The organism is Litorisediminivivens sp. KMU-197 (assembly GCF_056858395.1).
Map to the genome: position 1 here is coordinate 1 of NZ_JBXEQG010000007.1, position 12,498 is coordinate 12,498.

The window sequence follows — 12,498 nt, forward strand, 5'->3', positions numbered from 1 at the left end:
GCTTTTACGTATACCGGCGGGGGGTCGCAAGCGGTTTTTTCGCGGACGGTGGCATTTTTTCGGATTTTTCTGAGAGTGCCTGTTTTTCAACGATTTTTTCGCTGACCCGTCGGTCCGGGCACTTCGTGTCAGCTGACCGCGACACTCCAATCCGAGCCGTTTTGGTGGCTCCGGGGGCGACTCAACCCTGATTCAGGGCCGAGTCGCCCCATATTTGCGTCCAATACAGCCGCGATTCAGGTGTCTCGCGGGTGAGTCACCCCAAGAGGACCCGGTGTTCGGGCTGACCCGCCACCCCGGGCCGGGACTCGAAGGTCCGGCCTTGCGACTCGTCGGGGTCATCCAGCCCCTCGAAGGCGCTGGTCACATAAAGCGTGGTCAGACCTTCCCCGCCGAAGGCCGGGCAGGTCGTGTGGTGCCCGGCCACCCCGATCACCCGGTCGAGCGTCCCGTCCGGCAGATAGCGTGCCACACGTGACGCCCCCCATTGCGCGTTCCAAAGACCGCCCTCGGCATCGACCACTGATCCGTCCGGGTTCAGCCCGTCCGTGTTCAGGTCGAGGAAGACCTCTGCCCTACCCTTCGGCCACCCGGAGGCGTCGAGGGCCTGCACCATTATCTGCCGCTTCGGCGTGTCCGCGAAATAGGCCGTGCGCCCGTCCGGCGCGAAGCAGATCGAATTGGGAATAGTGATCTCCGGATAGAGCACCTCGACCGTGCCCTTGTAATAGCGATAGATCGCGCCCGCCCCCGTCTCGGCCTTGAGCCCCATGGTGCCGATCCAGAATCCGCCCTGCGGGTCTGCCCGACCGTCGTTCGAGCGCGTCACATCGTTGTCGGCTTCCAGCGGGCATAGGGGCTCGGACGTGCCGGTCTCTATATCGAATCGCGACAGCCCGGTCTGCGATGCGACCAGCAGCGTATCGCGGTCCACCCAGCCAGCGGCGGAGACATGCGCGTCGAACTGCCACTCCAGTGGCGTGTCGCCGTCCCGGCTCAGCAACCGCATTCCGTTGATGTCGAACCAGAATAGCTGTGCCCGTTCCGGATGCCAGAGCGGCCCCTCGCCCAGACTGCAGGCCCGCGCATCATATACCGTCGTCATCCGCTCATCCCTGCCTGATATGGTATACCAGAAAGGTCACATCCTGCCCCGTCTGCGTCAAGCCGCGATCGGCCGAAGTGGAAACGCGCTGCTCCCCGGTCTAAAGAGAGCGGACTCCAGTGATCAGGACAGACACATGAAGACCATTTTCGTTTTGAACGGCCCCAACCTGAACCTTCTCGGCAAGCGCCAGCCCGAGATCTACGGTCACACCACGCTCGACGATGTCCGGGCGCTCTGCGAGGCCACGGCCAGCGAAGGGTTCGACATCCGGCTGGAACAGTCCAACCATGAGGGGCAGTTGATCGACTGGATCCACGAGGCCCGCGAAGCCGCCTGCGGCATCGTCTTCAATCCTGCAGCCTACACCCATACCTCGGTGGCAATCCTCGATGCGCTCAAGGCGTTCGACGGTCCGGTGATCGAGGTGCATATTTCCAACGTCCATCAGCGCGAGGCGTTTCGCCACCACTCTTATGTGTCGCTGCGGGCCGACGGGGTGATCGCGGGACTGGGAATCGAAGGCTACGCGGCGGGCGTACGCCGGGTGTGCCAGCTGGCATCGGATTGACGGCGCGGAAGAGCTTCGACAAATCCGCGCCGGTCCCGGACCTGATCCCGGACCTCTTGCCCAAGCCTGCGGAGAGGCCCCGGATCAAGCCCGGGGCAAGCGCCCACACCAAATCCGCGGCGCGCCCTCGCATCTCAAGCCGTCTTATTCCGCCGCGACGGTCTCCTGCCGCTGCGTGCCCAGCCCTTCGACCGTGACTTCCATCACGTCGCCGGGCCTCAGGAAGCGTTGCGGCTTCATCCCCATGCCCACGCCCGAGGGCGTGCCGGTGGCGATGATGTCGCCGGGCATCAGCTTCATGAAGCGGCTCATGTAGGACACGATCTCGCGCACCGAAAAGATCATGTCAGATGTGTTGGACTCCTGCACCGTCTCGCCATTCAGCTTGAGCGACACGCCCAGGGTCTGCGGGTCCGGCACCTCGTCCGCAGTCACGAGGTAGGGGCCGACCGGGCCGAAGCTCGGCGCCGACTTGCCCTTGATCCACTGGCCCAGCTTCTCGATCTGGAACTCGCGCTCGGACACGTCGTTGATGGTGCAATAGCCTGCCACGTGATCCAAGGCGTCCTCTTCCGAGACGTAGAGCGTCTCGCGGCCGATCACCACGCCCAGTTCGACCTCCCAGTCCGCCTTCTGCGAGCCGCGCGGAATGATCACCGGATCGTTCGGGCCCGACAGCGCCGAGCTTGCCTTGGAAAACACGATCGGTTCGGCCGGCGCATCCATGCCGCTTTCCTTGGCGTGCAGCGCATAGTTCAGCCCGATGCAGAAGAAGTTCGGCACACGTCCCAGGCACGATCCGATCCGGCCCGGATCCTCGACCACCGGCAGCGATGCCGGATCAAGCGCGCGAATGCGGTCCAGGGCCTCCGGCGTGACCGCCTCGCCGCTCAGGTCGGGCACGTGCTGCGACAGGTCGCGCACCTTGCCGTCGCCGTCCAGAAGGCCGGTCTTTTCCGAGCCTGCCGGCCCATAACGCAGAAGTTTCATGCATCACTCCAAGTTTCGTTGATTTCGATCGGATGTCTGCCGGGATCAGCTTGCGCTGTCCACCGTGTCACCGGCCTCTTCCTCGGTCAGGAAGTACTCCCGGACGTTGACCACCAAATGCTCAAGGTGTTCGTTCAAGTGCTGACGCGCCATCTCGACGTCGCGCCGCTCAAGCCCGTCGGCAATCGCCTTGTGCTGCGTCAGCACGCGATCGCGCGACCGCTTCTTGATCGCGGACAGGTACCGCGCGCGCCACAACCGTGCCAGATAGGCGGAATGGGTTTCGGCCAGCATCTCGTTGTGGGCCGCGCGTGTGATGGCAAGGTGAAAGCTCATGTCGAGTTCGAAGCGCTCGACTTCGTCGAGGGTGTCGTACTCTTCGGCCATGCGCCGTTCGAGCGAACGGATATGCGCGACCTCCTGATCGGAAGCGCGTTCGCACGCCAGCCGGACCGACAGCATCTCCAGCGCGCGCAGCACCTCGATGGCATCGGAGACCTCTTTCAGCGTAGGCTGTGCGACAGTGGGGCTGCGCGACGGGCGCAGCGTGACCAGACCCTCCTTGGCCAGGATACGAATCGCCTCGCGCATCGGAGTCCGGCTGACGCCCATCTCCAGCGCGTTGTCGCGCTCCTTTATCGGCGCGCCGGGTTCCAGCACACCTCTCAGGATGTCGCGCCGCAACTGGTTCGCGATGTGCTCTGCCCGGTTTTCTTCGGCCATGCTCCCCCCGCGGGTTACCGTAACTACAGGCGGATTTACCCCTTGCCCGCCCGGGCCGGATACGCCGCTGAAAGGGCCGGAAAACCGGCCTTCAAATTTGGTATACCAAAAGTTGTTGATTGTCGAGAAGCCTTTCGCTAGCGTTCATGACGGAATGGTATGCCATTTCGACCCGGGTGCGGGAGACGCCCGGTCAAAGCGGGCCGTCGCGGCCTTAAGGGAGGAAAGACACAATGAAATTGAAAACGCTTCTGAATTCGGCTGCGGCCACGGCCCTCGCCGTATCGGGCTCTGCCGCGCTCGCGCAGGAGGTCACCCTGCGCATCCAGACCCACTATGCCACCGAACACCCGACCGGCCAGGCGCTGGCAACCTTCATCGACGACGTGCAGACGATGTCGGGCGGCGAGATCGCCATCGAGATGTTCTATTCCTCGTCCGTCGTCGCCACGACCGAGACCTTCGACGCCGCCATCAACGGCATCCTCGACTGCGATGCCACCGGCGGCGCCTACCAGACCGGCAAGAACCCGGCATTCCAGTTCGTCGGCGACATCATGGGCGGCTACGACACCCCGTGGCAGCAGTATTCCTGGCTTTACCACGGCGGCGGCTACGACGCCGCGCAGGCGCTCTACAACGAACAGAACATGCAGCTCATCGGCTGGTCGATCTACGGGCAGGAATCGCTGTCGTCCTCCAAGCCCATCGCCGGCCCCGAAGACCTCAAGGGCTGGAAATTCCGTTCGCCCCCGGGCATGGAGACCGAGATCTTCGAGGAACTCGGTGCCTCGCCCATCGTGATGGACTTCACCGAGATCTTCACCGCGCTGGAAACCGGCATCATCGACGGCGCGGACGCCAGCGGGCTGGCCAACAACGTGGGCCTCGGTCTCTATGACATCGTCAAGCACGCCACCTATCCCGGCTTCCACTCGATGCCGTCGGACCACCTGGCCTGCAACAAGGACGTCTGGGACGGTCTGAGCGAACAGCACCGCCGGATCATCGACACCGCCTGGCAGAAGCTCGGCTTCCAGATCGCGCTGTCGAATGAAAAGGCCAATGCCGAGGCGGCTGCCACGCTGCAGGAAGAGGGCGTGACGCTCTATGCCTGGTCGGCCGAGGATCGCAAGATGTTCCGCGAAGCGGCGCAGACCGCGTGGGAGCGCTGGGGCGACAAGAACGAAGAGACCCGCGCGCTGGTTGACAGCCACAAGGAATACCTCACGCAGCTCGGCCTGATCGGCGGCGAGTGATCCCGGTGCGCGGCGCCCGGCGCCCGCACCCGTGACATCGGCGGGTCCCGTCCCGGGGCTCGCCTTTTTTGACAGACCTGCAAAGGTGGGGAGGCCTGCGCATGGAACAGAAAACCGACACGGAGTCCGTCTGGCTGGGGACGATGCAGCGGCCCGTCAAGCTGCTGGCGATCGGCTTCGCCGCCGTGACCTCGCTGCTTTACATATACCTCGTGGTCAACAAGATCATGGACCCCGAAGGCGCCATCGGCATGCACGAGATGATCCGCCCCGAGGGCAGGCCGCTGGTGCTGATCATGCTGCTGGCCATCGCCGGCACGCTGCTGTTCGCCTCGCTCTACCTGTCCGATCACATCGGCCCGATCGAGCCGAAGCCGCACGGGTTCTTCGACATCCTGTCGCTGGTGACATCCCGGCTGGCGATGATTTCCATCGGGCTGATCGTGCTGGTGATGTTCTACGAAGTGGTGTCGCGCTACGTCTTCAGCCGGCCGACGCTCTGGGCCAACGAGCTGTCGCTGTGGATCGCCGCCTTCGTGTTCCTCTTCGCCGGGCAATACGCGATGCAGCAGCGCAGCCACATCCGCATTTTCGTGATCTACGACATCATGCCTCGCTGGATGCAAAAGACCGCCGACGTGATCTCGGTCCTTCTGATCGTCGGTTTCACCTTCGCGCTGGTCTGGGGCGGCTACAACGACGCCAAGCGCCGCGCGCTCCGGATGGAGACCTTCGGCACCGCCTGGGATCCGCCGATCCCCGGCACCGTGAAGGCGGCGATCCTGATCATCATCGTGCTGGTCACGATCCAGGCGGTCTCGAACCTGATCGCCGACTGGAACAAGCGGCCCGAACACCATTCGCCGCTGGACGACATCGACCAGACCGAAATCGAGCACATCCGTGCCACCCTGAAGGATGACAAGTAATGGTCGATATCGGCACACTCAGCCTCCTCGTCCTGCTGGGCATGTTCGCGCTTCTTGCGATCGGCATGCCGCTGGGTTTCGCCTCGGCCTTCCTCGCCGTGGTGACGCTGATCCTCAAGTTCGACGTCGACATCCTGTTCCGGTCCTTCGGGCAGGGGCCGTTCAACGTGCTGGGTCAGGCGGTCTACCGGCAGATGACGAACTACGTGCTGATCTCGATCCCGCTGTTCATTTTCATGGCGGCGCTGCTCGAACGATCCGGCATCGCCCGCGACATGTACTCGTCTCTCAACACCTGGCTCAGCCGGGTGCGCGGCGGCATCGCCGTCGTCACCTCGATCATGGCCGTCATCATGGCCGCCATGTCGGGCATCATCGGCGGCGAGGTGGTGCTGCTGGGCCTTATCGCCCTGCCGCAGATGCTGCGTCTGGGGTATAACCAGAACCTCGCCATCGGCACGATCTGCGCTTCAGGCAGCCTCGGCACCATGATCCCGCCCTCGATCGTGTTGATCTTCTACGGCCTCGTCACCGAGACCTCGATCAAGGCGCTCTTCACCGCGTCGTTCCTGCCCGGCTTCATGCTGGCCTCGTTCTTCATCCTCTACATCATCGTCCGCACCAAGCTCGACCCCAGCCAGGCCCCTCTTCCGCCCGAGGACCCCACGGCCCCCAAGGGCCGCGAGAAAAGCCTGATGTTCCTCGGCTTCCTCGCCCGCTTCACCATGTGGCTGACCGCCGTGCTGCTGGTCCGCGCCCTGTTCTTCACCGTCACCGGCGCCAACGAGGTGCAGGAAGGCTTCGATCCGATCGCGCTCGGCATGGTCTCGGACATCCCCTGGATCATCGGCGCCTTCGCGATCGCCGCGCTGATCGTCTTTGGCCTGGTGGGCCGCGAACGCACCGCCGCCGGCTGGGCCATGGGCAAGGGGCTGATCGCTCCGATCATCGTGATCGGCGTGGTGCTGGGCTCGATCTACATGGGCATCACCGGCATTACCGAAGCCGCGGGTATGGGCGTCGTCGCCGTCTTCATCATCGGGCTGGCGCGGCGTGAAATGACCTTCGATATCGTCTGGGAAAGTCTGATGCGCACGCTCAAGTCCACCGGCACGATCATCTGGGTCACCATCGGCGCCGCCGCGCTGGCCGCCGCTTATACGCTGGCGGGCGGGCCGACCTACGTGGCCAACGCCATTGTTGGCGCCGACATGCCAACCATGGGGGTGATCCTGATCATGATGTTCATCTTCCTGATCATGGGCATGTTCATGGACTGGGTCGGCATCGTGCTGCTGATCATGCCGGTGTTCCTGCCCATCGTGCTGAAACTGCCGGTGGAAGAGATCGGCATACTGGGCGAGTTGAACCCCCGTCACGTCGCGGTCTGGTTCGGCGTGGTGTTCTGCATGAACATGCAGGTCAGCTTTCTGTCGCCGCCCTTCGGCCCCGCCGCCTTCTACCTGAAATCGGTGGCGCCGCCGCACATCTCGCTGACCGACATCTTCCGCGGCTTCCTGCCCTTCATCTGCCTGCAACTGCTGGCGCTGTCGGTGCTGCTGATCTGGCCGCCCATCGTCTCGATCTTCCTCTAGACCTCGACCGGGGCGGGCCCCTCCGCCCCGGCACACCCTCCAGGTCCTTCTCTGGTTTCCAAAATATCCCGGGGTCCGGGGCAGAGCCCCGAACTGCCCCACGCCCACCACGCGAGACACCCCGATGAGAACCGTCCGCCTCTCCGACGCCGACAATGTCGTCACCGCCATCGCCGCGCTGCAAACGGGCGACGACGGCGCAACCCAAGCCATCCCCCGAGGCCACAAGATGGCCAGCGAAGCGATCCCGCGCGGCGCCCCGGTCCGCAAATACGCCCAGGTCATCGGCTACGCCGCCTGCGACATCGCCAAGGGCGCCCACGTCCACAGCCACAACCTCGAATTCCGCAAGGTCGGCGACATCGCCCATGCAGGCGACGGCCCCGGCACCACTCCCGAGGCCCCGCCCTACGAATATTCCACCAACCTCCGCCCGGCGCCCGAACCGCAGACCCGCGACACCTTCATGGGCTACCGCCGCCCCACCGGCCGGGTGGGCACCCGCAACCACATCGCCGTGCTGACGAGCGTGAACTGCTCCGCCACCGCCGCCCGCATGATTGCTCAACACTTCACCCCCGAAAAGCTGGCAGCCTATCCCAATGTCGATGGCGTCACCGCCTTCGTCCATGGCACGGGCTGCGCCATGGGCGGCGACGGCACCGGTTTCGAGGCGCTGCAACGCGTGCTCTGGGGCTATGCCCGCAATTCCAACGTCGGTGGCGTGCTGATGGCCGGGCTGGGTTGCGAGATGATGCAGATCGACTGGCTCATCGAAGCCTACGGCCTGACCCCCGGCCCCCTGTTCCAGACCATGAACATCCAGGACGTCGGCGGGCTGCGCAAGACCGTCGAGCTTGGCATCGCGAAGATCGAAGCAATGCTTCCCCTCGTGAACGACATAGAGCGGCAGGAATGCCCCGCCTCCGAACTCATGGTCGCCCTGCAATGCGGTGGCTCCGACGCCTGGTCCGGGATCACCGCCAACCCCGCCGTGGGTCATGCCTGCGACCTGTTGGTGGCCCAGGGCGGCACCGGCGTGTTGGCCGAAACCCCCGAGATCTACGGCGCCGAACACCTGCTCACCGCCCGCGCGCAGACCCGCGAAGTGGGCGAAAGGCTGATCGACCTCATCAGGTGGTGGGAGGATTACACCGAGCGCAACCGTGGCAGCATGGACAACAACCCCTCGCCCGGCAACAAGAAGGGCGGCCTGACCACGATCCTTGAAAAGTCCCTCGGCGCGGCGGCCAAGGGCGGCACCACGCCGCTGACGGGCGTCTACAACTACGCCGAACCGGTCACCGCGAAAGGCTTCACCTTCATGGACAGCCCCGGCTACGACCCCGCCTCCGTCACCGGCCAGATCGCATCGGGCTGCACCCTCGTCTGCTTCACCACCGGGCGCGGCTCGGCCTTCGGCGCCAAGCCGAGCCCCTCGATGAAGGTCGCCACCAACACCGAGATGTACAACCGCATGACCGAGGACATGGATGTCAACGCCGGCCGCATCCTCACCGACGGCGCCACCGTCGAAGAGGTCGGGCGCGAGATCTACGACATGTGGCTCCGCATCGCCTCAGGCGAGCCGACCAAGTCCGAGGCGCAAGGTCTCGGCGACTTCGAATTCGTCCCCTGGCAGATCGGAGCCGTGATGTGATGCCTTTCCCCGACACGACCAAAAGTTTTCAAAAACTTTTGCAAAATTCATCAATGAATTTTCCCCCGCCGAGATGACAGCTCCCCTTCCCCTCTGCGTCATCGGGGCCGGTCTAATCGGCCTGCGCCATATCGAGGTCGCCACGGCCTCGGACCACGTGCATCTCACCGCCGTGGTCGAACCGCACGCCTCGACCCGTGACCGCCTTGCCCGGCAGGGCCTGCCCACCTGCGCCAGCCTCGACGACCTGCCCGCCGACACCCGCGCGGCCATCATCGCCACCCCGACACCGACCCATCGGCCGCTCGCCCTCGACTGTCTCGCCAAGGGTCTCGCCGTTCTGGCCGAGAAACCCCTCGCCGGCACCCTCGATGACGCCCGCGCGATGATCGCCGCCGCCGAGACGCATGGTCTGCCGCTCGTCACCGGTCACCACCGCCGCTGCCACCCCTTCAGTACCGCCGCCCGCGACGCGCTTGGCCACATCGGCGACCCGGTCGGCCTGCAGGGGTTGTGGAGCCTGCGCAAACCCGATGTCTACTACGCACCCGACTGGCGCCGGCAACCGGGCGCCGGCCCGCTGCTCACGAACCTCAGTCACGAAATCGACCTGCTGCGCTTCCTGATGGGCGAGATCAGAGAAGTCACCGCGCTGCTTTCCTCCGCCCGCCGCGATCTGGCGATCGAGGACACCGCCGCCCTCGCGCTGCGTTTCGCCAACGGCGCCCTGGGCACCTTCCTGATCTCCGACGCCGGCGCCTCGCCGTGGTCGTTCGAGACCGCCAGCGCCGAGAACCCCAACATCGGCGCCTCCGGCCAGGACTACCTGCGCCTCACCGGCACCCGGGCGGCGCTCGAATTTCCCTCCCTCACCCTCTGGCAGCAGACCGACCCGGGCGAAGCCGACTGGAAACACCCGATGGCGCCGAAGCCCGGTCCGACCCTCGCCAGGATCGACCCGCTTCGCGCGCAGATCGACCGTTTCGCCACCCTTCTGTCCGGCACCGCCGACGACGTACTGGCCACCGGCGCCGACGGTCTGGCCGCGCTCGAAATGACCCTCGCAACCGCGCTTTCCGGTCATACCGGCCGCCCGGTACGCCGCGGCGAAGTGCCCGGAGACTTCACCGGCATCCTGCCGCTGCACACCCAAGGAGCCACAGCATGAGACTGACCGGCAAGACCGCCTTCATCACCGCCGCAGGCCAGGGCATCGGCCGCGCCATCGCCCAGCGCTTCGCCGAAGAAGGTGCGCGGGTCACCGCCACCGACCTCCACGCCGAACTTCTGGACGGGCTCCAAGGCACCACCTTCGCCCTCGACGTGCTCGACAAGCAGGCATTGCAGGACGCCATCCGCGACACCGGCCCGGACCTGCTCGTCAACTGCGCCGGCGTGGTCCATTCCGGCACCATCAGCGACGCCACCGACGCCGAGTTCGACATCGCCATGGACCTCAATGTGCGCGCCCAGATGCACGCGATCCAGGCCGCGCTGCCCCGGATGCTCGAACGCGAAGCGGGCGCCATCGTCAATATCGCCTCGGTCGCCTCATCGGTACAGGGCGTGCCCAACCGCTTCGTCTACGGCACCTCCAAGGCGGCCGTCATCGGCCTCACCAAGGCGGTGGCCCGCGACTTCGTCACCAAGGGTATCCGTTGCAACTGCATCGCGCCCGGCACGGTGGACAGCCCCAGCCTGCACGACCGCCTTCGCGCCATGGGCGACTACGACGCCGCCATGAAGCAATTCGTCGCACGCCAGCCCATGGGCCGTCTCGGCGAAGCGCGGGAGATCGCCGACCTCGCCGTCTACCTCGCCTCGGACGAAAGCCGCTACATGACCGGCCAATGTGTGAACATCGACGGCGGCATGACCTGTTGAGGCACCCATGAGCACCCCCGAACCCGTCGAGGAACGCACATCCTCCGGCGTCCTGCTGATGGCGCTGGCGGTGTTCTTCTTCACCTGCATCGACAGTTCCGCCAAGTGGCTGATCATCGCCGGCCTGCCCGCGCTGCAGGTGGTCTTCGCCCGCTACATCGGCCACTTCATCGTCGCCCTGCTGATCTACCTGCCGCAAGAGGGCACCTCGGCACTCAGGTCCAACAGCCCCGGCAAGCAGTTCCTGCGCTCGGCCTTCCTGCTCAGTTCGACCGCGCTCAACTTCACCGCCCTGCAATACCTGCCGATCACCGTGACCACGACGATCATGTTCGCCGGCCCGGTGGTGGTGACCCTGCTGGCGATCCCGATCCTCGGCGAAACCGTCGGCCTGCGCCGCATCATTGCCGTCTGTGTCGGCTTTCTGGGGGTGATCGTGGTGATGCAGCCCTGGGGTGCCGAATTTCACCCGGCCATGCTGCTCAGCCTCGGCGCGCTCTGCGGTGCTTCGCTCTATTTCATCATGACCCGCAAGCTGGCCGGCGTCGAAGGCAACGCGACCCAGCAAATCTGGTCCAGCGGGATCGCCGCCGCCGCCATCCTGCCCTTCGCACTGGACACCTGGCAATGGCCCTCGGACCTCGTCACCTGGGCGGTGTTCTGCGTCATCGGCATGTTCGGCGCCTCCGGCCACATCGCCGCCACCATCGCTCACCGCTGGGCCGACGCCTCGATCCTCGCGCCGGTGATCTATATCCAGATCTTCCTCGCCGCCGTCGCCGGCATTCTCGTCTTCGACACCTGGCCCACGGTCTGGACACTGGGTGGCGGCGCCATCATCATCGCCTCCGGACTCTACATCTGGCAGCGTGAACGCAAGGTCCGCGGCCGCGTCCGCCGCCCGGTCCCCAGCACGCGCTAACTACGGCTCTTCTCTGGTTCACAATATCCCGGGGGGCAAGGGGGCAGCGCCCCCAATTCCACGCCAGCCTCAGCCGCGCCCGATATAGGGCATCCGGCTCGCCATCACCGTCATGAACTGCACGTTGGCCTCCAGCGGAAGCTCGGCCATGTGCAGCACCGAAGACGCCACATGCGCCACATCCATCACCGGCTCCACGGCGATGGACCCGTCCGCCTGTGGCACGCCGCGCGTCATCTTTTCGGCCATGTCGGTCAGCGCGTTGCCGATATCGATCTGCCCGCAGGCAATGTTGTAGGGCCGCCCGTCCAGCGACACCGACCGCGTCAGCCCGGTGATCGCGTGTTTCGAAGCCGTATAGGGCGCCGACCCCCAGCGCGGCACGTATGCCGAGACCGAGCCGTTGTTGATGATGCGCCCGCCCTGCGGGTCCTGCGCCCGCATCCGGGCAAAGGCCGCCCGCGCGCAAATGAAGCTGCCGGTCAGGTTGATCTCGATGCAGCGTCGCCAGTCGGCCACGTCCACCTCGTCGATGGTCGATCCCAGTGCCGATACGCCGGCATTGTTGAACAGCGCATCGATCCGCCCCCATTCCGCGACCGCCGTGTCAAAGGCCGCATCCACCGCCGCCTCGTCCGCCACGTCACAGGGCAACGCCAGCACGGCCTCGTGCGCGCTGGCGATCTCTTCCAGGGGCTCCGCGCGCCGTCCGACGACACCGACCCGCCAGCCGGCCTCGACGAAGGCCAGCGCGCAGGCCTTGCCGATGCCGCCGCCGCCGCCGGTAATGATGATGCTCTTCATGATGTCTCCCTCGCCTCTCGCGCCACCAAAAGTCTTCAAAGACTTTTGGCTCCGGC

At 65.4% G+C, this 12,498-nt stretch carries 12 protein-coding genes; 8 read left to right on the plus strand and 4 right to left on the minus strand.

What is annotated here, in order from left to right:
* Positions 1 to 256: 256 nt before the first annotated feature.
* Positions 257 to 1,105: an SMP-30/gluconolactonase/LRE family protein gene (locus AC04PT_RS14710; RefSeq protein WP_482874477.1), complete on the minus strand. Its 849-nt coding sequence runs from the start codon at positions 1,103 to 1,105 to the stop codon at positions 257 to 259.
* Between the two features lie 136 nt (positions 1,106 to 1,241).
* On the opposite strand from AC04PT_RS14710, the gene aroQ reads away from it, so the two are divergent.
* Complete coding sequence (gene aroQ / locus AC04PT_RS14715) at positions 1,242 to 1,676, plus strand: type II 3-dehydroquinate dehydratase (protein WP_482874478.1); 435 nt, start codon at positions 1,242 to 1,244, stop codon at positions 1,674 to 1,676.
* 144 nt (positions 1,677 to 1,820) lie between these two features.
* Here the strand turns inward: aroQ and AC04PT_RS14720 are convergent, their stop codons facing one another.
* Positions 1,821 to 2,666 carry a fumarylacetoacetate hydrolase family protein gene (locus AC04PT_RS14720; protein WP_482874479.1) on the minus strand — a complete coding sequence of 282 codons (846 nt, stop codon included), beginning with the start codon at positions 2,664 to 2,666 and terminating at the stop codon, positions 1,821 to 1,823.
* A 45-nt stretch (positions 2,667 to 2,711) separates the two neighbouring features.
* The gene (locus AC04PT_RS14725; protein WP_482874480.1) at positions 2,712 to 3,389 is read right to left on the minus strand and encodes a GntR family transcriptional regulator; all 678 of its coding nucleotides are present in this window, start codon (positions 3,387 to 3,389) and stop codon (positions 2,712 to 2,714) included.
* A gap of 233 nt (positions 3,390 to 3,622) precedes the next feature.
* Between AC04PT_RS14725 and AC04PT_RS14730 the strand changes: the two genes are divergently transcribed.
* The 7 genes from AC04PT_RS14730 to AC04PT_RS14760 all read left to right on the plus strand — a co-directional run bounded on the left by AC04PT_RS14730 (position 3,623) and on the right by AC04PT_RS14760 (position 11,638).
* Positions 3,623 to 4,648: a TRAP transporter substrate-binding protein gene (locus tag AC04PT_RS14730; protein WP_482874481.1), complete on the plus strand. Its 1,026-nt coding sequence runs from the start codon at positions 3,623 to 3,625 to the stop codon at positions 4,646 to 4,648.
* Between the two features lie 101 nt (positions 4,649 to 4,749).
* Entirely contained in the window at positions 4,750 to 5,577 is an 828-nt protein-coding gene (locus AC04PT_RS14735; RefSeq protein WP_482874482.1) for a TRAP transporter small permease subunit, read from the plus strand.
* Positions 5,577 to 7,172, plus strand: a complete 1,596-nt coding sequence (locus AC04PT_RS14740; RefSeq protein ID WP_482874483.1) for a TRAP transporter large permease — start codon at positions 5,577 to 5,579, stop codon at positions 7,170 to 7,172. Before AC04PT_RS14735 ends, AC04PT_RS14740 begins: the two co-directional genes overlap by 1 nt.
* 124 nt (positions 7,173 to 7,296) lie before the next feature.
* The gene (locus AC04PT_RS14745) at positions 7,297 to 8,832 is read left to right on the plus strand and encodes a UxaA family hydrolase (protein ID WP_482874484.1); all 1,536 of its coding nucleotides are present in this window, start codon (positions 7,297 to 7,299) and stop codon (positions 8,830 to 8,832) included.
* Positions 8,833 to 8,905: 73 nt separating this feature from the next.
* Positions 8,906 to 10,000 (plus strand): Gfo/Idh/MocA family protein, encoded by a 1,095-nt coding sequence (locus AC04PT_RS14750; protein ID WP_482874485.1) that lies wholly within the window; start codon positions 8,906 to 8,908, stop codon positions 9,998 to 10,000.
* Positions 9,997 to 10,716 (plus strand): SDR family oxidoreductase, encoded by a 720-nt coding sequence (locus tag AC04PT_RS14755; RefSeq protein ID WP_482874486.1) that lies wholly within the window; start codon positions 9,997 to 9,999, stop codon positions 10,714 to 10,716. The genes AC04PT_RS14750 and AC04PT_RS14755 overlap by 4 nt, the downstream gene beginning before the upstream one ends.
* Positions 10,717 to 10,723: 7 nt before the next feature.
* Positions 10,724 to 11,638: a DMT family transporter gene (locus tag AC04PT_RS14760; protein ID WP_482874487.1), complete on the plus strand. Its 915-nt coding sequence runs from the start codon at positions 10,724 to 10,726 to the stop codon at positions 11,636 to 11,638.
* A 69-nt stretch (positions 11,639 to 11,707) separates the two neighbouring features.
* Here AC04PT_RS14760 and AC04PT_RS14765 read toward each other — a convergent pair whose 3' ends face one another.
* The gene (locus AC04PT_RS14765; protein WP_482874488.1) at positions 11,708 to 12,442 is read right to left on the minus strand and encodes an SDR family oxidoreductase; all 735 of its coding nucleotides are present in this window, start codon (positions 12,440 to 12,442) and stop codon (positions 11,708 to 11,710) included.
* Between the last annotated feature and the right edge of the window lie 56 nt (positions 12,443 to 12,498).